Origin of the sequence: Pseudoruegeria aquimaris (assembly GCF_900172235.1) — a bacterium.
GTDB classification, from domain to species: Bacteria; Pseudomonadota; Alphaproteobacteria; order Rhodobacterales; family Rhodobacteraceae; genus Pseudoruegeria; species Pseudoruegeria aquimaris.
Genome location: NZ_FWFQ01000001.1, coordinates 1 through 26,349 on the forward strand (window position 1 = coordinate 1; position 26,349 = coordinate 26,349).

Annotated in this window: 31 protein-coding genes and 1 tRNA gene; 12 read left to right on the forward strand and 20 right to left on the reverse strand. The window is 66.1% G+C overall.

What is annotated here, in order from left to right; translation table 11 throughout:
* Positions 1–206: 206 nt before the first annotated feature.
* From trmFO to gluQRS, 3 genes are read left to right on the forward strand one after another with little or no spacing between them, the layout of a single operon-like run.
* Positions 207–1,547: a methylenetetrahydrofolate--tRNA-(uracil(54)-C(5))-methyltransferase (FADH(2)-oxidizing) TrmFO gene (gene trmFO, locus PSA7680_RS00005; protein ID WP_085866614.1), complete on the forward strand. Its 1,341-nt coding sequence runs from the start codon at positions 207–209 to the stop codon at positions 1,545–1,547.
* 22 nt (positions 1,548–1,569) lie between these two features.
* Positions 1,570–2,187, forward strand: a complete 618-nt coding sequence (locus PSA7680_RS00010) for a class I SAM-dependent DNA methyltransferase (RefSeq protein ID WP_306372440.1) — start codon at positions 1,570–1,572, stop codon at positions 2,185–2,187.
* Entirely contained in the window at positions 2,184–3,041 is an 858-nt protein-coding gene (gluQRS, locus tag PSA7680_RS00015; protein ID WP_085866615.1) for a tRNA glutamyl-Q(34) synthetase GluQRS, read from the forward strand. The genes PSA7680_RS00010 and gluQRS overlap by 4 nt, the downstream gene beginning before the upstream one ends.
* Positions 3,042–3,052: 11 nt before the next feature.
* Here the strand turns inward: gluQRS and hisI are convergent, their stop codons facing one another.
* On the reverse strand, positions 3,053–3,415 hold the full coding sequence (gene hisI, locus PSA7680_RS00020; protein ID WP_085866616.1) for a phosphoribosyl-AMP cyclohydrolase: 363 nt from the start codon (positions 3,413–3,415) through the stop codon (positions 3,053–3,055).
* A 65-nt stretch (positions 3,416–3,480) separates the two neighbouring features.
* On the opposite strand from hisI, the gene PSA7680_RS00025 reads away from it, so the two are divergent.
* Together PSA7680_RS00025 and PSA7680_RS00030 are read left to right on the forward strand one after the other, a co-directional pair.
* Positions 3,481–3,933, forward strand: a complete 453-nt coding sequence (locus tag PSA7680_RS00025) for an iron-sulfur cluster assembly scaffold protein (RefSeq protein WP_085866617.1) — start codon at positions 3,481–3,483, stop codon at positions 3,931–3,933.
* An 8-nt stretch (positions 3,934–3,941) separates the two neighbouring features.
* A complete protein-coding gene (locus PSA7680_RS00030) occupies positions 3,942–4,574 on the forward strand; it encodes a MarC family protein (RefSeq protein WP_085866618.1) in 633 nt (210 codons plus the stop codon).
* Between the two features lie 214 nt (positions 4,575–4,788).
* Here the strand turns inward: PSA7680_RS00030 and PSA7680_RS19035 are convergent, their stop codons facing one another.
* From PSA7680_RS19035 to sciP, 5 genes are all read right to left on the reverse strand, one after another.
* Complete coding sequence (locus tag PSA7680_RS19035; protein WP_275936502.1) at positions 4,789–4,911, reverse strand: hypothetical protein; 123 nt, start codon at positions 4,909–4,911, stop codon at positions 4,789–4,791.
* A 108-nt stretch (positions 4,912–5,019) separates the two neighbouring features.
* Complete coding sequence (gene recG, locus PSA7680_RS00035; protein ID WP_085866619.1) at positions 5,020–7,110, reverse strand: ATP-dependent DNA helicase RecG; 2,091 nt, start codon at positions 7,108–7,110, stop codon at positions 5,020–5,022.
* Positions 7,107–9,383, reverse strand: a complete 2,277-nt coding sequence (gene ligA / locus PSA7680_RS00040) for an NAD-dependent DNA ligase LigA (RefSeq protein ID WP_085866620.1) — start codon at positions 9,381–9,383, stop codon at positions 7,107–7,109. The genes recG and ligA overlap by 4 nt, the downstream gene beginning before the upstream one ends.
* 63 nt (positions 9,384–9,446) lie before the next feature.
* The gene (gene ctrA, locus PSA7680_RS00045; RefSeq protein WP_085866621.1) at positions 9,447–10,160 is read right to left on the reverse strand and encodes a response regulator transcription factor CtrA; all 714 of its coding nucleotides are present in this window, start codon (positions 10,158–10,160) and stop codon (positions 9,447–9,449) included.
* Between the two features lie 172 nt (positions 10,161–10,332).
* Positions 10,333–10,605 (reverse strand): CtrA inhibitor SciP, encoded by a 273-nt coding sequence (sciP, locus tag PSA7680_RS00050; protein WP_085866622.1) that lies wholly within the window; start codon positions 10,603–10,605, stop codon positions 10,333–10,335.
* A 127-nt stretch (positions 10,606–10,732) separates the two neighbouring features.
* On the opposite strand from sciP, the gene mnmA reads away from it, so the two are divergent.
* Positions 10,733–11,881, forward strand: coding sequence for a tRNA 2-thiouridine(34) synthase MnmA (gene mnmA / locus PSA7680_RS00055; protein ID WP_085866623.1), 1,149 nt, complete (start codon positions 10,733–10,735; stop codon positions 11,879–11,881).
* 104 nt (positions 11,882–11,985) lie between these two features.
* Here the strand turns inward: mnmA and PSA7680_RS00060 are convergent, their stop codons facing one another.
* The 14 genes from PSA7680_RS00060 to iscR form a co-directional block, all read right to left on the reverse strand.
* Positions 11,986–12,297 (reverse strand): H-NS histone family protein, encoded by a 312-nt coding sequence (locus PSA7680_RS00060; RefSeq protein WP_085866624.1) that lies wholly within the window; start codon positions 12,295–12,297, stop codon positions 11,986–11,988.
* A gap of 422 nt (positions 12,298–12,719) precedes the next feature.
* Positions 12,720–12,796: transfer RNA gene (locus tag PSA7680_RS00065), tRNA-Arg, on the reverse strand.
* A 74-nt stretch (positions 12,797–12,870) separates the two neighbouring features.
* A complete protein-coding gene (locus PSA7680_RS00070; protein WP_085866625.1) occupies positions 12,871–14,091 on the reverse strand; it encodes a cysteine desulfurase in 1,221 nt (406 codons plus the stop codon).
* A gap of 1 nt (position 14,092) precedes the next feature.
* Positions 14,093–14,677: a YIP1 family protein gene (locus PSA7680_RS00075; protein WP_085866626.1), complete on the reverse strand. Its 585-nt coding sequence runs from the start codon at positions 14,675–14,677 to the stop codon at positions 14,093–14,095.
* 17 nt (positions 14,678–14,694) lie between these two features.
* The gene (locus PSA7680_RS00080; protein WP_085866627.1) at positions 14,695–15,195 is read right to left on the reverse strand and encodes a YIP1 family protein; all 501 of its coding nucleotides are present in this window, start codon (positions 15,193–15,195) and stop codon (positions 14,695–14,697) included.
* A gap of 1 nt (position 15,196) precedes the next feature.
* Positions 15,197–16,483, reverse strand: a complete 1,287-nt coding sequence (gene sufD / locus PSA7680_RS00085; protein ID WP_085866628.1) for a Fe-S cluster assembly protein SufD — start codon at positions 16,481–16,483, stop codon at positions 15,197–15,199.
* Positions 16,483–17,238, reverse strand: a complete 756-nt coding sequence (gene sufC / locus PSA7680_RS00090; protein WP_085866629.1) for a Fe-S cluster assembly ATPase SufC — start codon at positions 17,236–17,238, stop codon at positions 16,483–16,485. The genes sufD and sufC overlap by 1 nt, the downstream gene beginning before the upstream one ends.
* 68 nt (positions 17,239–17,306) lie before the next feature.
* Entirely contained in the window at positions 17,307–17,654 is a 348-nt protein-coding gene (locus tag PSA7680_RS00095; RefSeq protein WP_085866630.1) for a DMT family protein, read from the reverse strand.
* A gap of 17 nt (positions 17,655–17,671) precedes the next feature.
* Positions 17,672–17,983, reverse strand: a complete 312-nt coding sequence (locus PSA7680_RS00100) for a heavy metal-binding domain-containing protein (protein WP_085866631.1) — start codon at positions 17,981–17,983, stop codon at positions 17,672–17,674.
* A gap of 29 nt (positions 17,984–18,012) precedes the next feature.
* Positions 18,013–18,198 (reverse strand): hypothetical protein, encoded by a 186-nt coding sequence (locus PSA7680_RS00105; protein WP_085866632.1) that lies wholly within the window; start codon positions 18,196–18,198, stop codon positions 18,013–18,015.
* Positions 18,199–18,201: 3 nt separating this feature from the next.
* Positions 18,202–18,504 (reverse strand): hypothetical protein, encoded by a 303-nt coding sequence (locus PSA7680_RS00110; protein ID WP_085866633.1) that lies wholly within the window; start codon positions 18,502–18,504, stop codon positions 18,202–18,204.
* Entirely contained in the window at positions 18,504–20,027 is a 1,524-nt protein-coding gene (gene sufB, locus PSA7680_RS00115; protein ID WP_085866634.1) for a Fe-S cluster assembly protein SufB, read from the reverse strand. The genes PSA7680_RS00110 and sufB overlap by 1 nt, the downstream gene beginning before the upstream one ends.
* A 40-nt stretch (positions 20,028–20,067) precedes the next feature.
* The gene (locus tag PSA7680_RS00120) at positions 20,068–21,114 is read right to left on the reverse strand and encodes a cysteine desulfurase family protein (protein WP_085866635.1); all 1,047 of its coding nucleotides are present in this window, start codon (positions 21,112–21,114) and stop codon (positions 20,068–20,070) included.
* Between the two features lie 82 nt (positions 21,115–21,196).
* Positions 21,197–21,658 carry a Fe-S cluster assembly transcriptional regulator IscR gene (iscR, locus tag PSA7680_RS00125; RefSeq protein ID WP_085866636.1) on the reverse strand — a complete coding sequence of 154 codons (462 nt, stop codon included), beginning with the start codon at positions 21,656–21,658 and terminating at the stop codon, positions 21,197–21,199.
* Positions 21,659–21,811: 153 nt separating this feature from the next.
* Here iscR and PSA7680_RS00130 point away from each other — a divergent pair, with 153 nt between their 5' ends.
* The 6 genes from PSA7680_RS00130 to PSA7680_RS00155 all read left to right on the forward strand — a co-directional run bounded on the left by PSA7680_RS00130 (position 21,812) and on the right by PSA7680_RS00155 (position 26,281).
* The gene (locus tag PSA7680_RS00130; RefSeq protein WP_085866637.1) at positions 21,812–22,465 is read left to right on the forward strand and encodes an alpha/beta hydrolase; all 654 of its coding nucleotides are present in this window, start codon (positions 21,812–21,814) and stop codon (positions 22,463–22,465) included.
* Positions 22,466–22,476: 11 nt separating this feature from the next.
* A complete protein-coding gene (locus tag PSA7680_RS00135) occupies positions 22,477–22,725 on the forward strand; it encodes a hypothetical protein (protein ID WP_085866638.1) in 249 nt (82 codons plus the stop codon).
* Entirely contained in the window at positions 22,722–23,894 is a 1,173-nt protein-coding gene (locus PSA7680_RS00140) for an HD domain-containing protein (RefSeq protein ID WP_085866639.1), read from the forward strand. Before PSA7680_RS00135 ends, PSA7680_RS00140 begins: the two co-directional genes overlap by 4 nt.
* 115 nt (positions 23,895–24,009) lie before the next feature.
* The gene (locus PSA7680_RS00145; protein WP_085866640.1) at positions 24,010–25,224 is read left to right on the forward strand and encodes an NADP-dependent isocitrate dehydrogenase; all 1,215 of its coding nucleotides are present in this window, start codon (positions 24,010–24,012) and stop codon (positions 25,222–25,224) included.
* Between the two features lie 97 nt (positions 25,225–25,321).
* Positions 25,322–25,942 (forward strand): YitT family protein, encoded by a 621-nt coding sequence (locus PSA7680_RS00150; RefSeq protein WP_085866641.1) that lies wholly within the window; start codon positions 25,322–25,324, stop codon positions 25,940–25,942.
* A 3-nt stretch (positions 25,943–25,945) separates the two neighbouring features.
* Positions 25,946–26,281 (forward strand): DMT family transporter, encoded by a 336-nt coding sequence (locus PSA7680_RS00155; protein ID WP_085866642.1) that lies wholly within the window; start codon positions 25,946–25,948, stop codon positions 26,279–26,281.
* The last annotated feature ends 68 nt before the right edge of the window (positions 26,282–26,349 follow it).

The following is a 26,349-nucleotide window of genomic DNA, read 5'->3' on the forward strand; positions in this document are numbered from 1 at the left end:
ACAGCGGCGAGATCACCGCCCATTCCGCATCGCTCACATCGTGTCTGCCCGTCATGCTCACCTCCGTTTCCGAAAGTGAATCATCACACCGCCAAAAACGGAATCCCGTTTATGAGTTCACGACCTAGGCCCCCGCCCGCGCGCGTCCTGCGAAGGCCCCGTCATGGGGCCTTTTCTTTGCCTGCCGCATCCCCTACATCCCCGCCATGACTGAAACGCTTCATATCATCGGCGGCGGCATGGCCGGCTCCGAAGCCGCCTGGCAGGCCGCCCAGGCCGGTGTGCCCGTCGTCCTGCACGAGATGCGCCCCGAGGTGGGCACCTTCGCCCACCAGACCGGCAACCTGGCCGAAATGGTCTGCTCCAACTCCTTCCGCTCCGACGACGACGAGCAGAACGCCGTCGGGCTTCTGCATTGGGAAATGCGCGCCGCGGGCGGGTTGATCATGGAAATGGCCGATCGCCACGCCCTGCCCGCCGGCTCCGCGCTGGCGGTGGACCGCGATCCCTTCGCCGAAGACGTGACGGCGCGCCTCAAGGCGCACCCCAACGTCACCGTGGAATACGGCGAGATCACCGAGCTGCCCACCGAGGGCCACTGGATCATCGCCACCGGTCCGCTGACCTCGGGCAGCCTCGCGCAATCGATCCTGAAGGAGACGGGCGAAGAGAGCCTCGCCTTCTTCGATGCCATCGCGCCCATCGTCTATGCCGACACCATCGACATGGAGAAGGCCTGGTTCCAGTCGCGCTACGACAAGGGCGAGACGGAGGAAGAGCGCAAGGCCTACCTCAACTGCCCGATGTCGAAGGAAGACTACGAGGGCTTCATCGACGCGCTGCTCGCGGCCGAGAAGACCGAGTTCAAGCCCGGTGAGACGGCCGGCTACTTCGACGGCTGCCTGCCCATCGAGGTGATGGCGGAACGCGGGCGCGAGACCCTGCGCTTCGGCCCGATGAAGCCCATCGGCCTCACCAACCCGCACCAGCCCGACGTGAAGCCCTACGCCGTGGTGCAGCTGCGCCGCGACAACGCGCTCGGCACGCTGTTCAACATCGTCGGTTTCCAGACCAAGATGAAATACGGCGCCCAGAAAGAGGTGCTGCGCCGCATTCCGGGGCTGGAAAAGGCCGAATTCGCCCGCCTCGGCGGCATCCACCGCAACACCTTCATCAACTCGCCAACGCTGCTGGACGACCAGATGCGCTTGAAATCCCGGCCCAACCTCCGCTTCGCCGGCCAGATCACCGGCGTGGAAGGCTACGTGGAAAGCGCGGCCATGGGGCTGCTGGCGGGCCGGCTGGCCGCGGCCGAGATCCTCGGCAAGCCGCTCGCCTCCCCGCCGCAGGACACGGCCATGGGTGCGCTGGTGCGCCACATCACCGGCGGCGCCGATGCCAAGACCTTCCAGCCGATGAACGTGAACTTCGGGCTCTTCCGCCCGGTGGACGGGCTGAAGGGCGGCCGTCGCGGGCGCAAGGATCGCTACAAGGCCTATACCGACCGCGCCAAGGCGGCCTGGCAGCAGTGGCTGGACGCCGCCTAGGCGGCGCGCTACCGTCGCGTCCATGGTGTTCAAACGCTTTCTGGACAAGGTCTACGGCCTGAAAACCCCCGAGGAAACCCGCGCGCTCTATGACGCGTGGTCGGAGAGTTACGAGCAGGAGGTGGCCGAACAGGGCTACGCCACGCCCGGGCGCATCGCCAATGCGCTCGGCACCAAGCTGCCCGACAAGAGCCTGCCGATTCTCGATTTCGGCTGCGGCACGGGGCTGTCGGGCGTGGCGCTGCGGGCGCAGGGGTTCACCACCGTGGACGGCTGCGATCTCTCGCCCGAGATGCTTGAGAAGGCACGGGAAAAAGGCGTCTACCGGGATCTCTGGATCTCCTATGCCGATGCGGAACTGCCGATCCAGCCGGGCGATTACGCGGCGATCGCGGCCATCGGCGTCATCAGCGTCGGCGCCGCACCGGCCAGCGCTCTGCACCGGCTCTTCGCCAAGCTCGGCCCCGGCGGGCTGATCGCTTTCTCCTTCAACGATCACACCCTCGAAGACAAGAGCTACGAGGGCGCCGTGAGCGAGCTTCTGGACACCGGCAGCGCGCGGCTCCTCGTGCGCACCTATGGCGACCACCTGCCCGGGCTGAACATGAAGTCCATGATCTACATCCTTGAAAAGCTGTGACATTCACAACCCGCTTCGCGCCATCCCCGACAGGCCCCCTGCATCTCGGGCACGCCTATTCCGCCCTGCTTGCCCATGACATGGCACAGGCCGCGCAGGGCCGCTTCCTGCTGCGCATCGAAGACATCGACCGCTCCCGTGCAAGGACGGAATGGGAAGAGCTGATCTTCGAAGATCTCATCTGGCTCGGGATTGCCTGGGAGGCGCCGGTGATGCGGCAATCCGAGCAGATGGACCGTTACCGGTCGGCGCTGGAAATGCTCTGGAATCAGGGGCTTCTTTATGCTTGCTCATGCAACCGCCGGGATATTCTCGCAGCGGCGACGGCACCGCAGGAAGGTGGCTCGCCCCTCGTCGGCCCGGACGGGATCGTCTATCCCGGCACCTGCCGGCACGCCGGAGCGCGCGCGCCCGCGGCTTGCCCTCCCGAGGCCGCGCTTCGGCTCGACATGGCCGCCGCCCTCCGGCGGCTGGGGCTGTCCGAGATCCGGATCGACGAGCGGATCCACCAAGGCCCATGCGTGAAAAGCGCAGGGGAAATCATTGAAACCATTGGCGACATCGTGATCGCGCGGCGCGACATGGGAACCTCATACCACCTGTCGGTGGTGCTGGACGACGCCCATCAGGGGATCACCGACGTGGTGCGCGGCGCCGATCTCTTCGAGGCCAGTTTCATCCATGCGGTGCTGCAGAGGCTGCTCGGCCTGCCGGCGCCGCGCTATCACCACCACCGGTTGATCCGCGATGCCGCCGGCAAACGGCTGGCCAAGCGCGACGACGCCAAGGCGATCCGCAAATACCGCGCCGAGGGGCTGCGCCCCGAAGACATCCGCGCAATGGTCGGGCTCTGAAGGGGCCCGGCTCAGCCCTCCATCGGGCGCATCAGCTCCACCTCGTCGCCGCCCCGGATCGCGGTGTAGAAGCAGCTCCGGCGGTTGGTGTGGCAGGCCGGCCCCGTCTGGCGCACCTGCACGAGCAGGCAATCCCGATCGCAATCGACGCGCAGATCCACCAGCTCCTGCACATGGCCGGAGCTTTCGCCCTTCACCCAGAAGGCCTGGCGGGAGCGCGACCAATAGGTGACGCGGCCCGTTTCCAGCGTGCGCGCCACGGCTTCGGCGTTCATCCAGGCCATCATCAGCACCTCGCCGCTCTCGGCATCCTGCGCGATGGCGGGGATCAGCCCGTTGGAATCATAGGTCAGGCTGGCGGGATCGAACGGCATGGCAAAACCCTTTGCGTCTGGCAACAGGCAGACTATCTATGACAGAGCACTGCAAAGGGAAAGCCATGTCTGCCGAGGCCGATCTGATCAAACTCTACTCCGGAAAGATCCTCCAGCTCGCGGCGGACATCCCCCATACCGAGCCGCTGGATCAGCCGATGGCCTCCGCCAAGAAGCGCTCGCCGCTCTGCGGCTCCACCGTGACCGTTTCGCTCAACGTGGACGGCGGCCGGATCAGCGCCTTCTCACAGGACGTGAAGGCCTGTGCGCTCGGCCAGGCGGCGGCGGCCGTCGTCGGCGCCAATGCGATCGGGCGCGACGCGGCGGAGATCGAGAAGGCGCGCGACCAGCTCAAGGCCATGCTGAAAGAAGGAGGCCCCGCGCCTGAAGCCCCCTTCGACGGGCTCGAGGTGCTGATGCCCGCGCGCGACTACCGCAACCGCCACGCCTCGATCATGCTTGCGCTCGAAGCCACGCTCGAAGCCCTGAACGCCGCCCGCGAAACCGCCTGCGCCTGACGGCCGCGATGCAGGCGCTGATCGAATCCTTCGTCACGCTCTGGGTCGTCATCGATCCGATCGGCACCGTGCCGGTGTTCATCGCCGTGACGGCCGGCATGGCCACGGCGGCGCGCAGGAAGACGGCGCTGCAGGCCGCGCTGGTTTCGGCCGGCGTGCTGATGTTCTTCCTCGTCTTCGGACAGATCCTCATCAACGCGCTGGGGATCGGGCTCAATTCCTTCCAGGTGGCGGGTGGCATCATCCTGTTCCTTTTCGCGCTCACCATGATCTTCGGCGAATCCAAGCCCGAAGCCGATCTGCAGACGGCCGAGGCCGCGATGGAGAACAAGGCCGCCAACGTGGCCGTCTACCCGCTCGCCGTGCCCTCCCTCGCCTCGCCCGGCGCGATGCTCTCCATCGTGCTCTTGACGGACAACAACCGTTTCAGCATCGCCGACCAGACTCTGACTGCCGTTGTCATGCTGCTGGTGATCGCGATCGCCTACGCCTTCATGCGGCTGGCGGAACCGATCATCCGCGTCATCGGCGAGGCCGGCTCCGCCATCGTCAGCCGGGTCATGGGGATGATCCTGGCCTCTGTGGCCGCCAATGCCGTGCTGTCGGGCATCCTCACAATCGTGCAGACGGGCCAGCTCTGACAAAAAAACCGCCGCGACCCGTGGGGCGGGCGCGGCGGCAGTGGACCTGTTCTGTGGTGTCCGGATCGGCCCGGAGGCGGGGGAGAGGCAATCCCCCTGTTGGGGTCGGCACAGGCAGTGACCGATGGCATCGCTTGGGGACAGATGCGGCAGGCGACCGGCACAGACGACAGGCGGCAAACAGGGCACGGGCGAAGGCCCGCGAAAGAACCCGTCAGATCAGGGACGGAAGATGCAGGCCGACGACGAGCGTCACCACCAGCGCCAGCACGCCGGCCACATCCTGAAGCATCGTATCCGAAGACCGGTGATAGGCGGCTTTGACTTGCTGGATCATGGCGGCTCCTCCTGCGGCTCACAACTCTGTTGCCACTTTGTTCTCATATGCGCGACTCGAAGTAAAGAACTTTATGAGAACATTTGTGAACAAAGCGGAACGTCTCCGCTAACCTACTGAAATCAAACGGATGGCCTTGTCCTGCTCCATCAGCCAAAGCAGCAGCCGGGCGGCCTTCCCACGCTCGGACTCCAGCGCAGGATCGGATTCGAGCAGCCGGCGGGCGTCAGCCTGGGCGATCTTCATCAGCCCGGCCTGCCGCTCGAGATCGGCGATGCGGAAGCGCGGCAAACCCGATTGCGCGGTGCCGATCAGATCCCCGGCCCCGCGGATGGCGAGATCCTCCTCGGCGATGCGGAAGCCGTCCTCGGAGTCGCGCAGCACCTTGAGGCGGCGTTCGCCCCCTTCGGTGAGGGGCGGCTGGTAAAGAAGCAGGCAAGTGGAGGCGGCGGAGCCGCGCCCGACCCGCCCGCGCAGCTGGTGCAACTGCGCAAGGCCAAAGCTCTCGGCGCGCTCGATGACCATGATCGTGGCGTTGGGCACGTTCACCCCCACCTCGATCACCGTCGTGGCCACGAGCACGGACGTCTCCCCGGCCACGAATCGCGCCATGGCGGCATCCTTCTCAACCGGGGGCATCTGCCCATGCACGAGCCCGACCCGGCCCTCCCCGAGCACCGCGCGCAGGCGTTTGAAGCGCTCCTGAGCGGCCGTCATGTCGGAGACTTCGCTTTCCTCAACCAGCGGGCAGACCCAATAGGCCTGCCGGCCTTCGGCCACCGCCTTCTGCAGGTGGGCCACCACCTCGTCGATCCGGGCGGTGGAAATCAGCGCCGTCTTGATCGGCTGGCGTCCGGGGGGCTTTTCGTCCAGCACCGAGACATCCATGTCGCCGTATTGGGCCAGCGCCAGCGAGCGCGGGATCGGCGTGGCCGTCATGACCAGCATGTCCACCCGTGGCCCCTTCTCGCCCAGTTCCAGCCGCTGCCGCACGCCGAAACGGTGCTGCTCGTCCACCACCGCAAGGCGCAGATCCCGGAAGGCCACGTCCTTCTGGAAGACGGCATGGGTGCCCACGAGGATATGGATGTCGCCGCGCGCGAGCGCGGCCAGCTTGGCGGCGCGCTCGGCGCCCTTGTCGCGCCCGGTCAGGATCTCGAGCACCACCCCGGCCTCCTCGGCCATGGGCTTCAGCCCTTCGAGATGCTGGCGTGCGAGGATCTCGGTGGGGGCCATCATCACCCCCTGCCCGCCCGCCTCGACCGCGATCAGCAGCGCCATGAATGCCACGAGCGTCTTGCCGGCGCCAACGTCGCCCTGAAGCAGGCGGTTCATCCGCTGCGGGGCGGCCATGTCGGCGGCGATCTCGGCCATGGCACGCTCCTGTGCCCCCGTCGGCGCGTAGGGCAGCGTTTCGAGGATGCGCCGCTGCAGCCGCCCCGTGGCGCGGGAGACGATCCCGGGGGCCTTGCGGCTGTGTGCGCGGGCCAGGGCCAGCGTCAGCTGATGCGCGAGGAGTTCATCATAGGCCAGCCGCTGCCGGGCGCGCGCATCGGGCGAGAGATCGGCCGGCCCCTGCGGCGCGTGGGCGGCTTCCAGCGCGGCGCGCCAGGAGGGCCAGCCTTCGCGCTTGATCAGCTCGGGATCGGCCCATTCGGGCAACGCCGGCGCGCGGGAGAGCGCCCCGCGCACCGCCTTCTGCATCAGCCGGGCCGTGACGCCGGCGGTGAGCGGGTAGACCGGTTCGAAGGGCGCGATGCTGTCGGCCTCCTCGGCGGGCAGGATGTAATCCGGGTGCACCATCTGGCCGATACCGTCGAACAGCTCCACCCGGCCGGACACCACGCGGCGGCTGCCCGTGGGCAGCTGGCGTTTCAGGTAGTCTCCGCGCGCATGGAAGAAGACGAGCTGGAAGCTGGTTTCGGCATCCTGCACCTCGATCCGGTAGGGACGCCCCTTGCGCGCGGGCTCGTGGTGGCGACCCACGAGCACCTCCACCGTGACCACGGCCGGCAGGTTGGCGGCGCGGATCGAGGCCCGGGGCTGCCTGTCCACGCCGGAATGCGGCAGCGTGAAGAGCAGATCCCGCGGCTTCTCCACCCCCATCTGCGCGAGGTGTTCGGCCGTCTTCGGCCCTACGCCCTCCAGCCGCTCAAGCGCGGTGAACAGCGGAAACAGGATCTCCGGCCGCGTGCTCATCCCTGTTGCGCGGCCCCCTCGATCAGTGCCAGCCAGCCGTCTTCGTCGATGGTTTCGATGCCCAGCTCGGCCGCCTTCTTCGCCTTGGAGCCGGCGCCGGGGCCGGCGACCAGCAGATCCGTCTTGGAGGAAACCGAACCGGCCACCTTGGCGCCCAGGCTTTCGGCCCGCGCCTTGGCCTCGGCGCGCGTCATCTTTTCGAGCGCGCCGGTGAAGACGACCGTCTTGCCCGCCACCGGGCTGTCGGCCGCCGGGGCCTCCGGGGCCTCGATCGTCAGATGCGCGGTGAGGCGATCGAAGGCGGCGCGCTCTTCCGGGTTGGCGAGGGCATCGGAGAGCGACAGCGCCAGCGTGGGGCCGATGCCGTCGGTGCCGATCAGATCCTCCCAGGCGGCGGCGGCGGCCTCGGGCACCTGCGCGGCCGCGACCGCCGCCGCGCGCGCCTCGGAGATCCGCGCCCGGCGGCCCTCCTGCGCGGCGCGCCGGCGTTCCGCATCCTCGGCCTCGTCGGCGGCGCGATGGGCCAGCGCGGCCGGGCGCGCGGTGTCCAGCGCGGCCGTCAGCGCGTCCCAACTGCCGTAGTGCAGGGCCAGATCGCGTGCGGCGACCTCGCCCACGTGGCGAATTCCCAACGCGAAGATCATGCGCGCCAGCGGGATGCGGCGCTTCTCCTCGATGGCGTCGAACAGCTTCGCGGCGGATTTCTCCCCCCAGCCTTCGCGGTTCTTCAGCTGTTGCAGGCCGGTGCCGTATTTCTCCTTCAGATCAAAGATGTCGGCGGGTTCCCTGATCCAGCCGTCGGCGTGGAACTGCTCCACCTGCTTGGCACCGAGCCCCTCGATGTCGAAGGCCTTGCGCGAAACGAAATGCTTCAGCTGCTCCACCGCCTGCGCCGGGCAGATCACGCCCCCGGTGCAGCGGCGCACCGCATCGCCCTCCTCCCGCACCGCCGGGCTGCCGCATTCCGGGCAGCGATCGGGAAAGACGAAGGGCGCCGCCCCTTCGGGCCGCCGTGCGAGATCGACATCGGCCACCTTCGGGATCACGTCGCCCGCGCGGTAGACCTGCACCCAGTCGCCGACGCGGATGTCCTTGCCGTCGCGGATCACCTCGCCCGACGCGCCGCGCCCGGCGATGTAATCCTCGTTGTGAAGGGTGGCGTTGGAGACGACCACGCCGCCGACGGTGACGGGCGCGAGCCGGGCCACGGGGCTGAGCGCGCCGGTGCGCCCGACCTGGATGTCGATGGCTTCCAGCCGTGTCCAGGCCAGTTCCGCCGGAAACTTGTGGGCGATGGCCCAGCGGGGCGTCGTCGCCCGGAAACCGAGCCGGCGCTGCAGCTCCAGATCGTTCACCTTGTAGACGACGCCGTCGATGTCGTAGCCGAGGGTCGCGCGCCGCTCCTCGATGTGGCGGTAGTGGGCGATCAGCGCCGCCGCATCGGTGCAGAGGCGCGTGAGCGGGTTCGTCGCGAAGCCCAGATCCGCAAGGCGCGCAATGGCGCCCATCTGGGTCTCGGCGAGGGGCTCGGACAGGGCGCCCCAGGCATAGGCGAAGAAGCGCAGCGGCCGGGACCGGGTGATTTCAGGGTCCAGCTGGCGCAGGGAGCCGGCGGCCGCGTTGCGCGGGTTGGCAAAGAGCCTGGGGGCCTTGCCGGCCGCCTCGGCCTCGGCTTTCTGCGCGGCGTTGAGCGCCTCGAAATCGGCATGGGCCATGTAGACCTCGCCACGGACCTCCAGGATCTCCGGCGCGCCTTCGATCTTCTGGGGGATGTCGGCGATGGTGCGGGCGTTGGCGGTGACGTTCTCGCCGGTCTGCCCGTCCCCCCGCGTGGCCGCCTGAACCAGCAGGCCATCCTCGTAGCGCAGCGACAGCGAGAGGCCGTCGATCTTGGGTTCGGCGGTGAAATCCAGCGGATCCGCGGCGCGCAGGTTCAGGTATTTCCGGACGCGCGCGGTGAACTCCTCGACGTCCTCGTCGGTGAAGGCATTGCCGAGCGACAGCATCGCCACCTCGTGGCGGACCTTGCCGAAACCCTCCGCCGGGGCGGCCCCGACGCGATCGCTGGGGCTGTCGGCGCGCTTGAGCTCGGGGAAACGCGCCTCGATGGCGGCGTTGCGCCGCTTCAGCGCGTCATACTCCGCATCCGAAATCTCGGGCGCGTCATCTCGGTGGTAGGCGGTATTGGCCGCGCCGATCTGCTCGGCCAGCCACGCAAGCTCCTGTTCGGCTTGCTCTTTCGTCAGGCTCTCTACGGGGGGGCGTTCCTGCATCCTGTCCTCGCTGCGCGGATCCTGCCCTTTTGATAGGAGGCCCGCACGGCGAGGTCCAGAGCCCTAGGCACAGATCGGGATCGGGGTGGCCTCGTGCTCCGGCTCCGGATCGCGCAGCACGTAGCCCCTGCCCCAGACCGTCTCGATGTGGTTTTCGCCACCCGTGGCCTCGGAGAGCTTCTTGCGCAGCTTGCAGATGAACACGTCGATGATCTTCAGCTCCGGCTCGTCCATGCCGCCGTAAAGATGATTGAGGAACATCTCCTTCGTCAGCGTGGTGCCCTTGCGCAGGGAGAGCAGTTCGAGCATCTGGTATTCCTTGCCCGTCAGATGGACGGGCTTGTTGTCCACCGAGACCGTCTTGGCATCGAGATTCACGACGACGCGGCCGGTGCGGATGATGGATTGGGCATGGCCTTTGGAGCGGCGGATGATCGCGTGGATGCGCGCGATCAGCTCCTCCCGGTGGAAGGGCTTGGTGAGGTAGTCGTCCGCCCCGAACCCGAATCCCTTGATCTTGCTCTCGGTATCGTCGGCCCCGGAAAGGATCAGGATCGGCGTATCCACCCGCGCCATGCGCAGCTGCCTGAGCACGTCATGGCCGTTCATGTCCGGCAGGTTGAGATCAAGGAGAATGAGATCGTAATCGTAGAGCTTGGCAAGATCGATGCCTTCTTCACCAAGGTCCGTGCAATACACGTTGAGGTTGGCGTGAGTGAGCATGAGTTCGATGCTCTTCGACGTTGTCGGATCATCTTCTACCAGCAAAACGCGCATGATCGTTGTCCCCTTGATGCTCCAAATCCTTGGTCAAGATTTCGGAAATTGGTTAACTTCACGTTACCAATTCATCAACGCGCCAACCAACAACTTAAAATTGTTTGCACCTCATTTTCCGACCCAAGGTCCGGCATAGAGCGATTCAGGCGACTTTCCGACCGCCCCCCCGTCAGCGATATCGTTGCAGAGCGGTGGTTTTCAGCGCCGACTCACCGTGCCGCGCCACGGCCCGGCACCAGGAGGCGAACTCCTCCTCCGACAGGTTGTAGCGCTCCATGGCCTCCGATTTCGTGATCAGCCCGTGCTGCACCCCGTGCACGACGGCAGCCTTGCGGCTGGCAACCCACCGTTTCGTATCGCGCGCGGGCAGATCCGCGCGGGTCATGACGCGCCCGTCCGGCAGGGTGACAGCGCGCGGCCCGTCGACTTTCTTGAGATACATCGTTTCACCCATTGCTTCGACCCCGCGGCCGACTTTGCACAGGTGCGCTTAACCAGATGTGAAAGCCCCCCTTGTTGTTAGATAGCATTTTCCTATATTCCGCAGCATCCCACTGGAGCACGGACATATGGCACTCGACAGCGACACCCACCCGCTGAATTCCCTCGGCTTTGCGAAGCCGCCCGCAGAGACACGCGTGGTCGTCGCGATGTCGGGCGGCGTGGATTCCTCGGTGGTGGCGGCGCAGCTGGCCGAGGAAGGCTATGACGTGGTGGGCGTGACGCTGCAGCTCTACGATCACGGCGCGGCGCTGGCCAAGAAAGGCGCCTGCTGCGCCGGGCGCGACATCCACGATGCCCGCCGGGTGGCCGAGGAAATGGGCTTTCCCCACTACGTGCTCGACTACGAGAACATCTTCCAGGATGCGGTGATCGACGAATTCGCCGAGAGCTACCTCGCCGGGGCGACGCCGGTGCCCTGCATCCGCTGCAACGAGCGGGTGAAGTTCAAGGATCTGCTGGAAACGGCGAAGGATCTGGATGCCGACTGCATGGCGACGGGCCACTACATCCAGCGCAAGATGGGCCCCAACGGCCCGGAACTGCACAGCGCCGCCGATGCGAACCGGGATCAGAGCTACTTCCTGTTCTCCACCACCCCGGAGCAGCTGGAGTATCTGCGCTTCCCGCTCGGCCACCTGAAGAGCAAGGCCGAAACCCGTGCGCTGGCGGCGAAATACGGGCTGCCCGTGGCCGACAAGCCCGACAGCCAGGACATCTGCTTCGTGCCCAACGGCAACTACGCCAGCGTGATCGAGAAGCTGCGCCCGGAGGCCGCCAGCCCCGGCGAGATCGTCGATATGGACGGCAACGTACTGGCCAGGCACAAGGGCGTGATCCATTACACGATCGGCCAGCGGCGCGGCCTCGGGATCGGCGGGCTGAGCGAGCCGCTTTACGTGGTGAAACTCGATGCCGACAACCGCCGCGTGGTGGTGGGCCCGAAAGAGGCGCTGGCCACGCGCAAGGTGCCGGTGCGGGAGATCAACTGGCTCGGCGACGCCCCCTTTGCCAGCCGCGAGGAATGGCACGTGGGCGTGAAGGTGCGCTCCACCCGCCCGCCGACCGAGGCCGTCATCCGCCCGATCTCGGACACCGAGGCCGAAGTCGAGCTGCTGACACCGGAAGAAGGCGTCAGCCCGGGCCAGGCCTGCGTGTTCTACGACATGGACAGCAGCCGGATCTTCGGCGGCGGCTGGATCTGGCGCGGCTACTGAGCCCGCAAAATCGGAATGGAAAGGCCCGGCAGGTTCATTACCGGCCGGGCCTCATTCATTTCCATCGGCACGCGCAGAAATAGGCGCGGCGCGAATGAGCGATCTCAGATTTCCAGATCCTCGGGTGTTTTGCCGGCGGCCAGCGCGTCAATGAACCAGGCCGGTTTGCGGCCGCGGCCGCTCCAAGTCTGGGTCGGATCCGCCGGATTGGCGTATTTCGGCGCCGTCTTGGACCCTTTGCCGGAATGCAGCGCGATCACCTCGTCAAAGGAAACGCCGTGTTTCTTGGCCACCTCCAGCATGTCGGCATAGGCCTTTTTCAACGCTTGTTTCGCCACTTCCGCTTTCCGTGCTTCGATTTCCCGCGCGAGCTTTTCCAATTCGCCCGGAGAGAGACTGCTCAGATCAATCGACATCTTTCATCCTTTTTGTTGTGCGACCGGCAATTCAATCAGACCGGCAATAGGAATGGGCTTCATATTGGTGCCTTTGCGACATCTACGCAAAAGAATTTCGCCGAAAACTATCCAATTCGGGTTGAAATCCGGCCAATTCAATGAATTGCGCGCCGAGATCGAAAGGCGGCCCCTAAAAAACCGGGTGGAATTGCCGAAACACCAATAAAACTAGGATCAGATGAAACCAGTTTGCGGAGGATGCGGCGAATCAAATGCCCCGCCGCGCATGGCGGCGCCATGGCTTCGGTCCGCGGCGCAGCTTTCCAGAGAGGGGTGTCTTGCGGCGGTAGCGGGTGCGTGAAACGAGAGCTTCGCACCTGCAGCGATCGCGATCCTGCGCCCGCGCGGCGGCGCTCAAGACGTTGATGGCATGGAGTAAATGGCGCACCTGAGAGGATTCGAACCTCTGGCCTCTGCCTTCGGAGGGCAGCGCTCTATCCAGCTGAGCTACAGGTGCCTGTGCGCCCGTCTATAGGCAAAAGCCCCGGGCGCTGCAATCGCAAAATCCGCGCTCCGGGGCCGGAAACCGGTTCAGGCAAACAGCTCGTGGCACAGCTCCAGCGCCTCGACGAGCACGTCCACTTCCTCGCAGGTATTGTAGAGCCCGAAGGAGGCCCGCGCGGTGGCCGGAACGCCCAGATGCGCCATCAGCGGCTGGGCGCAATGGTGCCCGGCGCGCACGGCCACGCCCTTCTTGTCGAGCACGGTGGACAAATCATGCGCATGGGCCGCACCGTCCAGCGTGAAGGAGAAGATCGCGCCCTTGGAGTCGGAAGTGCCCTGGATGTTGAGCCAGTTCAGCCCCGAAAGCTTGGCTTGGGCGTAATCACGCAGGCTGCGTTCGTGGGCGGCGATGTTTTCCATGCCGAGGCCCATCAGGTATTCCAGCGCCGCGCCGAGGCCGATGGTCTGGACGATGCCCGGCGTGCCGGCCTCGAACTTCATCGGCGGATCATTGTAGCTCACCGCATCGCGGCTCACCTCGCGGATCATGTCGCCGCCCCCCATGAAGGGGCGCATCTCGGACATGCGTTCGGGCCGGATGTGGATCGCGCCGGAGCCGGAAGGCCCGTAGAGCTTGTGCCCGGTGATGGCGTAGAAATCGGCGCCGATCGCCTGCACGTCCACCGGCATGTGCACGGAGGCCTGGGAGCCGTCCACCAGCACCGGAACGCCCTTGGCATGGGCGGCCTCGGTGATCGTCTTCACGTCCACCACGGTGCCCAGCACGTTGGACATATGCGTGATCGCCACGAGCTTCGTCTTCGGGCCGATGGCGTCGATCACCTTCTGCGGATCGAGATCGCCCCGGGCGTCCACGTCCACCCATTTCAGCACCACGCCCTGCCGTTCGCGCAGGAAGTGCCAGGGCACGATGTTGGCGTGATGCTCCATCACCGAAAGCACGATCTCGTCGCCTGCCTCGAGCCGGGGCATGGCCCAGCCGTAGGCCACGAGGTTGATGCCTTCCGTGGTGCCGGAGGTGAAGACGATTTCATCCTCGCTGGCGGCGTTCAGAAAGCGCGCGATGGTGCCGCGCACGGCTTCGTAGCGCTCGGTGGAGAGGTTCGAAAGGTAGTGCAAGCCCCTGTGGACGTTGGAATATTCCTCGGCGTAGCCGCGCGTCACAGCGTCGATCACGGCTTGCGGCTTCTGCGCCGATGCGCCGTTGTCGAGATAGACGAGAGGCTTGCCGTTCACCTGCCGCGACAGGATCGGGAAATCGGCACGGATCTTTTCGACGTCATACATGTTACTGGCCTCCGGTCGCGCCGATGAGGATGAGGATGACGGCCAGCCCCACGGCCACGCCGATCATCGTTGCGAGGATCATGACAAAGACGAGCCCGAGGGAGGCGAACCCATGCACCTCGGCCACGAAATTGGTGAGCAGCCAGAACATGGCCGCGATGGCGAAGAGCGCGATCATGTCGCCCAGCGGCGGCAGGATCAGCCCGGCCAGCGTCTGCGCCACCTGGATCAGCAGCATCACCGCCTGAAGCCACGTAATGGCGAGCAGCACCTCGTCGAAGCGCCCGGTGCCGCCGCAGGCCCGGCCCACGAAATAGGCCGCGAAGACGGTGCCCACCATGGACGAGCCCAGGATGATCGCCAGCAGGAAGGGCGATGGAACCGCCCCCTGCGCGGCCTCGAGATCGACCGGCGACAGCATCAGGTTGCCGTAGGCCAGCACCACGCTCACCGCGATCACCAGCACCAGCAGCTGCCACAGGAAGCCCTGCGGAATGCCGAGATTCAGCACGTCGCGCAGCCCCTTGCGAGGATCCCGCAGCGACAGGACGGCCAGATCGAGGAGAGGTTTCAAGGTGGATTGCATGGGCGCTTCTTGCTGTTTCAGGCGGGTTGGGCTGGCGCGGACTCTGCTTCAAGCAGCCCTGCTATCCATATGATAAGAAAAGCGACGCCGGCAATGGTGGAGACGAGCACATGCGCCGGACTGTCGCCGATGAACCCCGCGACAAGGCCGCGCAGCAGCACCAGCGGGCTGACCGCGAGCAGCGCCCAGAACAGCGCCAGTCGCGCCTCGACCCAGCGCGCCCGCCCGCCGAAGAGCCGGGCCACGAGGTGGCTCAGCGCCGCGAGGCCGTAGAAGAACAGGGGTGCGAAGAACACGCCGCCCACGAAGGCTTCGCTCATGCGCTCGGCCAGATCGGGGCCGGCCGGGTCCATGTGCACGGCGCGGGCCAGTTCCGGCCAGCGGGCCACGAAGGAGATGAAGCAGGCGATCATCACGAAGGCCAGCGCCCGCTCTTCGCCGGCGCCCTGGTCGAGCTGGCGCCGCAGGACCTTCCGCGGCGCCCGGTAGCTTTGCACGATATCCGTGGTGACGGGCATCCTACCCCCGGTGACGGCTCAGCCAGCCTTCGAGGCGGGCGAGGATGCAATCGGCGATCTCTTCGCTCTCGATCTCCTCGATGGCTTCGGCGAGGAAGGCCAGAACCAGCAGATCCTGCGCATCGGCCTGCGGCACGCCGCGCGAGCGCAGGTAGAAGAGCGCCTCCTCGTCGATCGCGCCGGAGGTGGAACCATGCGAACAGGCCACGTCGTCGGCGTAGATCTCAAGCTCGGGCTTGGCGTAGAACTGCGCGTCGTCATCCAGCAGCAGCGATTGGCTGATCTGGTAACCGTCGGTCTTCTGGGCGCCTTCCTTCACGAGGATCTTGCCCTGGAACACGCCGGTGGCGCCGTTGCGCAGCACCTTCTTGAACACCTGCCGGCTTTCGCAGTTCACCGCGTCATGGGTGATGAACACCGTGGTGTCGCAGTGGAAATCGCCATCGCCCACGCAGGCCCCGGCCACATGGGCCACGGCGTCGTCGCCGCGGATGTCGAGCACGATCTCGTTGCGGGTCAGCACGCCGTTCACGGTGAGGGTGAAGCTCTTGAAGGTGGCTTCCTTCGCCACACGGCCAAAGAGATGCGTGGCGGCCTGGCGCTCGTGATCGCGCCCCTGCGCACGGATGTGGTGGAAGCTGCCGTTCTCGGCCACGTCCACTTCCATCACCTTGTTGAATCGCGCCGCCGCGGGGCCGTTCTCCAGCACCGTCAGCTCGGCGTCCTCTTCCACGCGGATCACGTGGTGCAGCACGGCGTCCGAGGTTTCGGAGCGGTGCAGATACATCAGCGAGACGGGCTTCTTCACCTTGCCGGTGGCGCGGATCAGCACGCCGTCGGTGGCGAAGGCGGTGTTGAGCGTGGCCAGCGGGCGTTCCACCGGATCCTGGCCATCCTTCTCAAGCTGGCCGTAGAGATCCTTGGCCCAGTGGATGTCGGCGCCTTGCGCCTCGGCGAGGCGGGCGATCTCGAGCCCCTCGCCTTCCAGCGGATCGGAGGCCGCCGCGTCGAAAACGCCGTCCACGAAGACGATCTTCAACCGCTCGATCTCGTCGAACACCGGCGGCTCGCCGTGATCGAAGAGCGCCGCCGGCTTCGGCTCCGGGGCCGTCAGCAGATCGGGGCGGGTGTATTTCCAGTATTCATCGCGCCGCCCAGGCAAGCCCACGGCCAGCAGGCGCGCGAGCGCCTCTTCGCGGGCCGGCTTCGTCCAGCCCGCCGCCTCGGGCATCGTCAGCCCGGCCAGCCGCGCCTCGGTGGCGTCCAGTTTCGCTTGCGCCACGGCCATCACGCCACCTCCGACAGGATGTCGGCGTAGCCGTTCTGCTCGACTTCCAGCGCCAGCTCGGGGCCGCCGGTCTTCACAATGCGGCCGTCGGCCATGATGTGGACGACATCGGGTTTGATGTGGTCCAGCAGGCGCTGGTAGTGGGTGATCACGAGGAAGGCGCGGCCTTCGTCGCGCAGGGCGTTCACGCCCTCGGCCACCAGTTTCATGGCGTCCACGTCGAGGCCGGAGTCGGTTTCGTCGAGGATGCACATCTTCGGCTCCAGCATCGCCATCTGCAGGATTTCGTTGCGCTTCTTCTCGCCGCCGGAGAAGCCCACGTTCACCGGGCGCTTCAGCATCTCGGGGCTGATCTTCAGGCTCTTGGCCTTCTCGCGCACGACCTTGAGGAAATCGCCGGCCGACAGCTCTTCTTCGCCGCGCGCCTTGCGCTGCGCGTTCACCGCGGTGCGCAGGAAGGTCATGTTGCCCACGCCCGGGATCTCGACTGGGTATTGGAACGCCAGGAACAGCCCCGCAGCAGCGCGCTCTTCCGGCTCCATCTCAAGGATCTCCTCGCCTTCCAGCGTGGCGGAGCCTTCCGTCACCTCGTAGCCGTCGCGGCCCGACAGCACGTAGGAGAGCGTGGATTTGCCGGAGCCGTTCGGCCCCATGATCGCATGCACCTTGCCGGCTTCGACGGTCAGGTCCACACCCTTGAGGATCTGCTTGTCCTCTTCTTCAAGTTTCACGTGCAGGTTCTTGATTTCCAGCATGTTTTTCGTCCTTTTCTAAGGCAGCGGCAGGGCGGCCCCGCCCTACGGAATGGGGTTGGCTCGGGGCGTCAGCCCCGGAATACGAGCGCCGCACCGGCGGCGATGAGACAGAAGCCCAGAAGCGTGTTCAGGCTCAGGCTTTCCTTGAGGTAGAACGCCGAGAACCCGGCGAAGATGGTCAGGGTGATCACTTCCTGGATCGTCTTGAGCTGGGCGGCCGAGTAGTAGCCGTGCCCGATCCGGTTGGCCGGAACGGCCAGCCAGTACTCGAAGAAGGCGATGCCCCAGCTGACCAGCACCACGGTGGCCAGCGGGGCGGTCTTGAACTTCAAATGCCCGTACCAGGCGAACGTCATGAAGAGGTTCGAGGCGGAGAGCAGAACGATCGGCCAGAGGGCCTGCGCGGGTATGGTCATCTTGCGTTACCAAAGGTTCAGTCCAGCGTCACGGCCGTGCCGGAGGCAGAGACCATGAGCATGTTGTTGATCACTTCGTAGTCCAGATCGACGCCCACGACGGCATTGCCGCCCGCTTCGGCGGCCCGCTGCTCCAGTTCGGCAAGCGCCGCGATGCGGGCCTCGCCGAGGCTCACCTCATAGGCCCCGGAACGGCCGCCGATGATGTCGGTGATGCCCGCGAAGATATCGCGGAACACATTGGCGCCGATGATCGCCTCTCCGACCACCACGCCATGGTAGGCGGTGATGCGGCGGCCTTCGACGGTCGGGGTTGTCGTCACGATCATGGGGCGGGTCTTTCTCCAGGGTCCTTCGGTCATTTCCGGTTGCGCATCACGGTCTGGGCGAAGAGGCTTCCCAGGAAGCCCGAGGTGCCCGCACTGGCGAGCAGGAAGGCCACGCTCATCGTCGGCAGCAGCACGTTCAGAACGATGGCGAACACCGCGCAGAACGCACCTGTCAGAAGTGCCGAGAGAAGCGATATGCCGGCCCTGCCCTGCATGATCTAGCCGCGCGCTCCCTTGCCCGGCCCGCGATGCAGGCGCCGCATGAAGCGCAGCACCCCCACGGTGAGCGCGCCCCAGAACAGGAAGAGCACCGCCCCGATCGCCAGTTCGGCGGCTTCCGTCTGCGAGGCATCGATCATGCCGCGGGCCACCATGTCCTGCGCGATCTCGTCATGGGTGAGCATGAGCACGAACAGGATGAAGAACCCCAGCACGAAGACCGTCACGCGCAGGCCGTGTTCGTCGCGCAGGCGGCTGGGGTGCCCCAGTTGGACCTTTGGTGCGTGATCGCCAGGTTTCATCAGCCGACGGACCCTTCCAGAGAGATCGCCACCAGCTGCTGGGCTTCCATGGCGAATTCCATCGGCAGCGCCTGGAGCACCTCCTTGCAGAATCCGTTCACCACCAGCGCCACGGCCTCTTCTTCGTCCATGCCGCGCTGGCGGCAGTAGAAGAGCTGGTCGTCATCCACCTTGGAGGTGGTGGCCTCGTGCTCGACGCGGGAAGAATTGTTCTTCACCTCGATGTAGGGCACCGTGTGCGCGCCGCATTTGTCGCCGATCAGCAGGGAGTCGCACTGCGTGTAGTTGCGCCCGTTCTTGGCCTTCGGATGCATTGACACGAGCCCGCGATAGGTGTTCTGCGCGCGGCCGGCGCTGATCCCCTTGGAGACGATGCGCGATTTCGTATCGCGGCCGAGGTGCACCATCTTTGTGCCGGTGTCGGCCTGCTGGTAGTTGTTGGCGATGGCGATGGAATAGAATTCGCCCTGGCTTTCGTTGCCGCGCAGGATGCAGGAGGGGTATTTCCACGTCACGGCTGAACCGGTTTCCACCTGCGTCCACATCACCTTGGCCCGGTCGCCCCGGCAATCGGCGCGCTTGGTCACGAAGTTGTAGATCCCGCCCTTGCCGTTCTCATCGCCCGGGAACCAGTTCTGTACCGTGGAGTATTTCACCTCGGCATCTTCCTCGACGATGATCTCCACCACGGCGGCGTGCAGCTGCGCGGTGTCGCGCTGGGGCGCGGTGCAGCCTTCGAGGTAGCTCACGTAGCTGCCCTTGTCGGCGATGATCAGCGTGCGCTCGAACTGGCCGGTATTCTCGGCGTTGATGCGGAAATAGGTCGAAAGCTCCATCGGGCAGCGCACGCCCGGCGGCACGTAGACGAAGGAGCCGTCGGAGAAGACGGCGGAGTTCAGCGTGGCGTAGAAGTTGTCCGACACCGGAACGACGGAGCCGAGGTATTTCTTCACCAGCTCGGGATGCTCGCGGATGGCTTCGGAAATCGAGCAGAAGATCACGCCCGCCTTCTTCAATTCCTCCTGGAAGGTCGTGCCCACGGAAACGGAATCAAACACCGCGTCCACCGCCACCTTGCGGCCCTCGGCAGGCATGTCTTCCGCGCCTTCGACGCCGGCCAGGATCATCTGCTCCTTCAGCGGAATGCCAAGCTTCTGGTAGGTCTCCAGCAGCTTCGGGTCCACCTCGTCGAGCGATTTCGGCTTGGTTTCCATGCTCTTGGGCCGGGCGTAGTAATATTGATCCTGGAAGTCGATCTCCGGGTAGTGGACCATGGCCCACTTCGGCTCCTCCATCTGCTCCCAGCGCTGCAGAGCGGAGAGGCGCCACTCCGTCATCCACTCGGGCTCTTCGTTCTTCTCTGAGATGAGGCGCACGATATCGGCGTTCACGCCCTTGGGCGCATATTCCATCTCGATCTCGGTTTCCCAGCCGTATTTGTATTTCCCGGCAAGGGATTTCACCGCTTCAACCGTCTCTTCCTCGACCCCGTCCTTGACAGTGACCTGATCCATGGCTGACATCACGTCTTTCCTTTTTTCAGCCCCCCGAAGGGCGCCCGTTTCATGCGGCCCGCGCCTTGTGGCGGGCATGGGCCTTGCTCCAGGCCTCTGCGAAGCCGAGCACCTCGGCCTCCGTTGTCTGCGGCCCCAGCGACACGCGCACGGCCGAGGCCGCCTCGCGTTCGTCGAAGCCCATGGCGCGCAAGGCGCGGCTCGCTTTCACCTTGCCCGACGAGCAGGCCGAGCCGGCCGAAATCGCGTAGCCGGCCAGCTCCATCTGCATCACCTGGGTTTCCCCCTTCCAGCCGGGAACGATGAAACAGCAGGTGTTGGGCAGGCGCCGCGCGCCTTTCCCGACAAAAATAATCTCGCTTGCGGATTCTGCCAGCGCGTTTTCTAGAATGTTTCTAAGTTTTTCCACCTCGCCCCAGCGCCCGCTTTCGAGATCGGCCTGCGCGGCCTGCGCCGCGGCGCCGAAACCGGCGATGCCGATCACGTTCTCGGTGCCCGAACGCCGGCCCATCTCCTGCCCGCCGCCCCGGATCTGCGCCGCCACGTCCAGCCCCTGCTTCAGCACCAGCGCGCCGATGCCCTTGGGGCCGCCCAGCTTGTGGGCCGAGACCAGCGCCATCTCCGCACCGCACCAGTTGAAGGCGAAGGGAATCTTGCCGAAAGCCTGGGTGGCATCGGTCACCGCGAGCCCCTCGGGAAGTTCTTGCAACACGCCGGTTTCACTGTTGGCCAGCTGAAGCGCGCTCGCCGCCGCATCGCGTACCTCGACGCGCCCGTCCCGATCGCAGGGAAGGGAAACGTCGCACCAGCTTGCCACCGCGTCATGCTCCACTCCCGCGCAGGCCAACCCGCGCCCGGCCAGGGCCAGCGCCGCCGCTTCCGTCGCCCCGGAGGTGAACACCACGTCCGCGCCGTCGGCCCCAAGCGCCGCCGCAACCTGCGCACGCGCCTTCTCGATCAGCGATTTCGCCGCCCGCCCCTCGGCATGGACGGAAGACGGGTTTCCCACCACGTCCATCGCCGCGATCATCGCCGCGCGCGCTTCGGCGCGCAGGGGCGCCGTGGCGTTGTAGTCCAGGTAGACGCGCGCCGGCATCACGAAGCGGCCTCCACTTTGTTCCTCAAATATCCCCGCCGGAGGCATCCACCCCCCGCCACGGGCGCCGGGTTGCGCGATCTCATGCGTCGTCCACCACTTCGAAAAGCTGCGGAATCGCCGGGCAAGGCGTCAATTCGTTCTTCACCACGTCCGACAGCCGCGTCTGGTGCAAAAAGACGTAGACATGGGCCGAAAGCCCTTCCCAGAGCCGGTTGGTCAGCGATTGCGCCCGGCTGCCCGAAAGCGCGCCCGAGGCCCCCGCCCCCTTGTGCATGGCCGAAACCGTCTCATCCACCGCGCCCAGGATCTCGGCCACGCGGATGTCGCTCGCCGGCCGGGCGAGCCGGTAGCCGCCACCGGGGCCGCGCACGGACTCCACCAGCCCGGCCCGGCGCAGCTTCACGAAGAGCTGTTCGAGATAGGGCAGCGAAATGTCCTGCCGCCTGGAGATCTCGGCCAGCGAAACCAGCCCGTCGCCCTGCTGCAGCGCAAGGTCCGCCAGCGCCACCATCGCGTATCGCCCCTTGGTGCTGAGTTTCATTGCTTCATTCCCGCAAATACATTGACGACAGCCACGCCAGCCCTTACTTCCATCAGGCCTGATCTGCCGACGCGGCAGAGATTAGAACCGTTCTAAGGACGCTGACTCATTTCGTCAAGAATGAGTTCGGCCAAAACAAAAGCAGGGACAAGAATGCCCGAGGTTATCTTCCCGGGGCCGGAAGGCCGGCTCGAAGGTCGCTACCACCCGCAGAAAGCGAAAGACGCGCCCATCGCCATCGTGCTGCATCCGCACCCGCAGTTCGGCGGCACGATGAACAACCGGGTGGTCTACAATCTGCATTACGCCTTCTACAACATGGGCTTCACCGTGCTGCGCTTCAATTTCCGCGGCGTGGGCCGGAGCCAGGGCGAATACGATCAGGGCGTGGGCGAGCTCTCGGATGCCGCCAGCGCGCTCGACTACCTGCAATCGATGAACTCCAACGCCAAGCACTGCTGGGTCGCGGGCTTCTCCTTCGGGGCCTGGATCGGGATGCAGCTGCTGATGCGCCGCCCCGAGATCACCGGCTTCGTCTCGGTCTCGCCGCCGGCGAACATGTATGACTTCAGCTTCCTCGCCCCCTGCCCGGCCTCCGGCCTCATCATCAACGGCAGCGCAGACCGCGTCGCCCCGCCGAAGGACACCGCGGCGCTGGTAGAGAAGCTGCACGAGCAGAAGGGCATCACGATCACCCACCAGGAGATCGAGGGCGCCGGGCATTTCTTCGAGGATCCCCACATGGACACGCTCATCGGCAACGTCGATGAATACGTCCGCCGCCGCCTGACCGAAAACACCCGCTGAAGGGCCCGCCGATGCACGTCAACGAGCAGATCGCAGACGAGCTGGCCCTCGAGGCCCTGAAGCTCATCGAAGCCACGGGCAACGACGATATCGTCAACGACATCGCCAAGACGATCGGCGCCTCCTCCACGACGCTGGAGGAGAGCTTCCTGACGGCGGTGCGGGTGCGGCGGGCCGAAGCCCGCGCGCGCGCGCTCATCGAAGCGGCCAAGGCGCGCGTCGCCGAATCCGACGGCGCCGCCCAGAGCCCCTCGTCATGAAGGACGCGGCGCCGGCCGGGCCACGCGATGCCCGGCTTGCCGCGCAGTTCCGCTTCCTGCAGGAGGCCGACGCCCTGAAAGGGGTGCTGCGCGCCAACGTGCTGCAGGATCTTTCCCGCCCCGAGAACTCCGCCGAACACAGCTGGCACGCCGCCCTCTTCGCGCTGGTGCTGGCCGACTGCGCCCCGCAACCCGTGGAGGCCGCGCGCGCCATCGCCATGCTGCTGCTGCACGACCTCGTGGAGATCGACGCCGGAGATCACCCGATCCACCTGCCGGTGGACGCCGCCGCGGTGGAAGCGGCGGAGGCGGCGGCGGCGCAACGGCTCTTCGGGCTGCTGCCCGCGGACCAGGCCGCCGAACTGCACGCCCTGCGCGCCGAGTTCGAGGCCGGCGAAACCACCGATGCCCGCTACGCGCGCATGATCGACGTCATCCAGCCGGTGTTCCAGGTCCTGATGGCGCCCGCGCCCCTTCCCGAACACCGCCGCATCGCGCAGGACAACCTGCTTTCGGGGCGCGCGGCGCCGCTGGTGGCGCACTGGCCCGAGGCCCATGCCGCAGCCCTTGCGCTCTTGGAGGGCCGCCCCCTGCCCGCAACGCCCGTCGCGGCCCGCCTCGCCTTCCTCGCCGAGGCCGACCGGCTGAAATCCGTCCTGCGGGCAACGCCCGTTCTCAAGGGCGCGCGGCGGGAGAACTCCGCCGAACACAGCTGGCACATCGCGCTGCACGCGCTCGTCCTGCACGATCTGGCCGCCCCCGGCGTGGACCGGGACCGCATCATCGCCATGCTGCTGCTGCACGACCTGGTGGAGATCGACGCCGGTGACACCCCGATCCATGCCGGCGTGGATGCCGCTGCGCAGGCGGCCAGGGAAGCGGCGGCGGCGGAGCGCCTGTTCGGGCTGCTGCCAGCAAAGCAGGGCGCGGCGCTGCACGCCCTCTGGCAGGAGTTCGAGGCCGCCGAAACCGCCGATGCCGTCTTCGCGAAATCCATCGACCGCGTGCAGCCGCTGTTTCTCAACCTCGCCTCGGGCGGCGGCAGCTGGCGGGACTACGAGGTGACGCTCGCCCAGCTCGAACACCGCGTCGGCAGCAAGATCGCGCGCGGCTCGCCCGCGCTCTGGGCCTTCGTGCGCGCCCGCGTGGCCCCCTGGTTCGCGGCGTAGGGGCGACGCCCCGCTTCGGTATACCGTCGCATACAGCCTTCCATCCCAAGCGGCCATCGGATAGAAGGCGGCTCAAATCCCGACTCACATCCAATCATGCCTGAGAGGCCCACCCATGACGAAGATCAAGGTTGAAAACCCCATCGTCGAGATGGACGGTGACGAGATGACCCGCATCATGTGGCAGTTCATCAAGGACAAGCTGATCCTGCCCTATCTCGACATCGATCTGCTCTACTACGATCTCGGCATCGAGGAGCGCGACCGCACCGACGACCAGGTCACCATCGACGCCGCCGAGAAGACGAAGGAAGTGGGCGTCGCGGTGAAATGCGCGACGATCACGCCGGATGAAGCCCGCATGGAGGAATTCGGCCTCAAGCGGATGTATCGCTCCCCCAACGGCACCATCCGCAACATCCTTGGCGGCGTGATCTTCCGCCAGCCGATCATCTGCCGGAACGTGCCCCGCCTCGTGCCGGGCTGGACGCAGCCCGTCGTCGTCGGCCGCCACGCCTACGGCGATCAGTATCGCGCCACCGATTTCCACTTCCCCGGCGCCGGCAAGCTGACGCTGAAGTTCGAGGGCGAAGACGGCACCGTGATCGAGAAAGAGGTGTTCCAGGCGCCTGACGCGGGCGTCACCATGGCGATGTACAACCTCGACAAGTCGATCTACGATTTCGCCCGCGCCTCCTTCAACTACGGGCTCAACCTGGGCTGGCCGGTGTATCTTTCCACCAAGAATACCATCCTCAAGGTATATGACGGCCGCTTCAAGGACATCTTCGCCGAGGTCTACGCCAACGAGTTCGAAGAGAAGTTCAAGGCCAAGGGCATCTGGTACGAACACCGCCTGATCGACGACATGGTGGCTTCCAGCCTGAAGTGGTCCGGTGGCTACGTCTGGGCCTGCAAGAACTACGACGGCGACGTACAATCCGATACCGTGGCCCAGGGCTTCGGCTCGCTCGGCCTGATGACGAGCCAGCTGATGACGCCGGACGGCAAGATCGTGGAAGCCGAGGCCGCCCACGGCACCGTCACCCGCCACTACCGCCAGCACCAGGCCGGCCAGCAGACCTCGACGAACTCCATCGCCTCGATCTTCGCCTGGACGGGCGGGCTGAAGCACCGCGCCAAGCTCGACGGCAACGCCCAGCTCACGCGGTTCGCCGAAACGCTGGAGAAGGTGATCGTGGACACCGTGGAGAGCGGCCACATGACGAAGGACCTCGCCCTGCTCGTGGGCCCGGACCAGGGCTGGCTCACCACCATGGGCTTCCTCGAAAAGATCGATGAGAACCTGAACAAGGCCCTCGTCGGCTGAACCGGCACCGAGCCGATCAGGGGCCGCTTCCGATCCGGGGCGGCCCTTTTGCCGTCAGGGGGCCCACCGGGCCCCGCAGAGACCATCAGACATCGCCATGACCTTCCTGCTCGATTCCTCCACTCCCGAACGCCACTCCCTCTTCGAGGATGCCTTCGCACTCTTCGTGGGCACCGCGCTCATGGCGCTCGCGGTGATGCTGCTGCAGGCCAGCGGGCTCATCACCGGGCAGATCGCAGGGCTTTCGCTGCTCACCTCCTACGCCACGGGGCAGAGCTTCGGGCTGGTGTTCTTCCTGCTGAACCTTCCCTTCTACCTGCTGGCCTTCCTGCGGATGGGGCTGCGCTTCACGGTGAAGACCTTCTGCGCCGTCGCACTGCTGACCTTATTCACCGAGATCCTGCCTGGACAGATGCGGCTGGAGATGCTCAGCCCGCTCGCAGGCGCGCTGCTGGCCGGGGTCGTCTCCGGCGCGGGGCTGCTGGTGCTGTTTCGCCACGGCGCCTCGCTGGGCGGCGTCGGAATCGCCGCGCTCTACCTTCAGGATCGCTTCGGGATCAAGGCGGGCTGGGTGCAGCTCGGATTTGACACCGGCGTGTTCCTGCTGGCCTTCTGGCTGTTTCCGGCGGTCACGGTGCTCTATTCTCTGGCCGGCGCGGCGGTGGTGAACGTGGTGATCGCCATGAACCACCGCCGCGACCGTTACATCGCGAGCTGAGCCATGCCCAAGCACTACCTGTTCCTGATCGCCGCCATCCTGATGGAGACCGTGGGCACCACCGCGCTTCAGGCCAGCCAGCAGTTCACCCGCGCGGTGCCATCCGTGATCGTGGTCGTGGCCTACGGGCTGGCCTTCTACCTGCTCTCGCTCACGCTGAAGGTGATGCCCGTGGGCATCGTCTACGCGATCTGGTCGGGGCTGGGCATCGTCTTCATCGCGCTGATCGGGTTCCTCGCCTTCGGCCAGAAACTGGATCTTCCGGCGGTGATCGGCATCGGCCTCGTGCTGGCCGGCATCCTGGTGATCCACCTCTTCTCGCAGACCGCCGGCCACTGACCCGCGCCGAGGCGCGCCGGATGCAACGCTGCGTTGCCGCATTTTCACTGGCCTTTTCCCCCAAGGCA

Excerpts from the sequence above, each read along its gene's own strand:
- trmFO (WP_085866614.1), top strand. The coding sequence starts at position 207 with ATGACTGAAACGCTTCATATCATCGGCGGCGGCATGGCCGGCTCCGAA.
- PSA7680_RS00010 (WP_306372440.1), top strand. The coding sequence starts at position 1,570 with ATGGTGTTCAAACGCTTTCTGGACAAGGTCTACGGCCTGAAAACCCCC.
- hisI (WP_085866616.1), bottom strand. The coding sequence starts at position 3,415 with ATGCCGTTCGATCCCGCCAGCCTGACCTATGATTCCAACGGGCTGATC.
- PSA7680_RS00025 (WP_085866617.1), top strand. The coding sequence starts at position 3,481 with ATGTCTGCCGAGGCCGATCTGATCAAACTCTACTCCGGAAAGATCCTC.
- PSA7680_RS00030 (WP_085866618.1), top strand. The coding sequence starts at position 3,942 with ATGCAGGCGCTGATCGAATCCTTCGTCACGCTCTGGGTCGTCATCGAT.
- PSA7680_RS19035 (WP_275936502.1), bottom strand. The coding sequence starts at position 4,911 with ATGATCCAGCAAGTCAAAGCCGCCTATCACCGGTCTTCGGATACGATG.
- recG (WP_085866619.1), bottom strand. The coding sequence starts at position 7,110 with ATGAGCACGCGGCCGGAGATCCTGTTTCCGCTGTTCACCGCGCTTGAG.
- ligA (WP_085866620.1), bottom strand. The coding sequence starts at position 9,383 with ATGCAGGAACGCCCCCCCGTAGAGAGCCTGACGAAAGAGCAAGCCGAA.
- ctrA (WP_085866621.1), bottom strand. The coding sequence starts at position 10,160 with ATGCGCGTTTTGCTGGTAGAAGATGATCCGACAACGTCGAAGAGCATC.
- sciP (WP_085866622.1), bottom strand. The coding sequence starts at position 10,605 with ATGTATCTCAAGAAAGTCGACGGGCCGCGCGCTGTCACCCTGCCGGAC.
- mnmA (WP_085866623.1), top strand. The coding sequence starts at position 10,733 with ATGGCACTCGACAGCGACACCCACCCGCTGAATTCCCTCGGCTTTGCG.
- PSA7680_RS00060 (WP_085866624.1), bottom strand. The coding sequence starts at position 12,297 with ATGTCGATTGATCTGAGCAGTCTCTCTCCGGGCGAATTGGAAAAGCTC.
- PSA7680_RS00070 (WP_085866625.1), bottom strand. The coding sequence starts at position 14,091 with ATGTATGACGTCGAAAAGATCCGTGCCGATTTCCCGATCCTGTCGCGG.
- PSA7680_RS00075 (WP_085866626.1), bottom strand. The coding sequence starts at position 14,677 with ATGCAATCCACCTTGAAACCTCTCCTCGATCTGGCCGTCCTGTCGCTG.
- PSA7680_RS00080 (WP_085866627.1), bottom strand. The coding sequence starts at position 15,195 with ATGCCCGTCACCACGGATATCGTGCAAAGCTACCGGGCGCCGCGGAAG.
- sufD (WP_085866628.1), bottom strand. The coding sequence starts at position 16,483 with ATGGCCGTGGCGCAAGCGAAACTGGACGCCACCGAGGCGCGGCTGGCC.
- sufC (WP_085866629.1), bottom strand. The coding sequence starts at position 17,238 with ATGCTGGAAATCAAGAACCTGCACGTGAAACTTGAAGAAGAGGACAAG.
- PSA7680_RS00095 (WP_085866630.1), bottom strand. The coding sequence starts at position 17,654 with ATGACCATACCCGCGCAGGCCCTCTGGCCGATCGTTCTGCTCTCCGCC.
- PSA7680_RS00100 (WP_085866631.1), bottom strand. The coding sequence starts at position 17,983 with ATGATCGTGACGACAACCCCGACCGTCGAAGGCCGCCGCATCACCGCC.
- PSA7680_RS00105 (WP_085866632.1), bottom strand. The coding sequence starts at position 18,198 with ATGCAGGGCAGGGCCGGCATATCGCTTCTCTCGGCACTTCTGACAGGT.
- PSA7680_RS00110 (WP_085866633.1), bottom strand. The coding sequence starts at position 18,504 with ATGAAACCTGGCGATCACGCACCAAAGGTCCAACTGGGGCACCCCAGC.
- sufB (WP_085866634.1), bottom strand. The coding sequence starts at position 20,027 with ATGTCAGCCATGGATCAGGTCACTGTCAAGGACGGGGTCGAGGAAGAG.
- PSA7680_RS00120 (WP_085866635.1), bottom strand. The coding sequence starts at position 21,114 with ATGCCGGCGCGCGTCTACCTGGACTACAACGCCACGGCGCCCCTGCGC.
- iscR (WP_085866636.1), bottom strand. The coding sequence starts at position 21,658 with ATGAAACTCAGCACCAAGGGGCGATACGCGATGGTGGCGCTGGCGGAC.
- PSA7680_RS00130 (WP_085866637.1), top strand. The coding sequence starts at position 21,812 with ATGCCCGAGGTTATCTTCCCGGGGCCGGAAGGCCGGCTCGAAGGTCGC.
- PSA7680_RS00135 (WP_085866638.1), top strand. The coding sequence starts at position 22,477 with ATGCACGTCAACGAGCAGATCGCAGACGAGCTGGCCCTCGAGGCCCTG.
- PSA7680_RS00140 (WP_085866639.1), top strand. The coding sequence starts at position 22,722 with ATGAAGGACGCGGCGCCGGCCGGGCCACGCGATGCCCGGCTTGCCGCG.
- PSA7680_RS00145 (WP_085866640.1), top strand. The coding sequence starts at position 24,010 with ATGACGAAGATCAAGGTTGAAAACCCCATCGTCGAGATGGACGGTGAC.
- PSA7680_RS00150 (WP_085866641.1), top strand. The coding sequence starts at position 25,322 with ATGACCTTCCTGCTCGATTCCTCCACTCCCGAACGCCACTCCCTCTTC.
- PSA7680_RS00155 (WP_085866642.1), top strand. The coding sequence starts at position 25,946 with ATGCCCAAGCACTACCTGTTCCTGATCGCCGCCATCCTGATGGAGACC.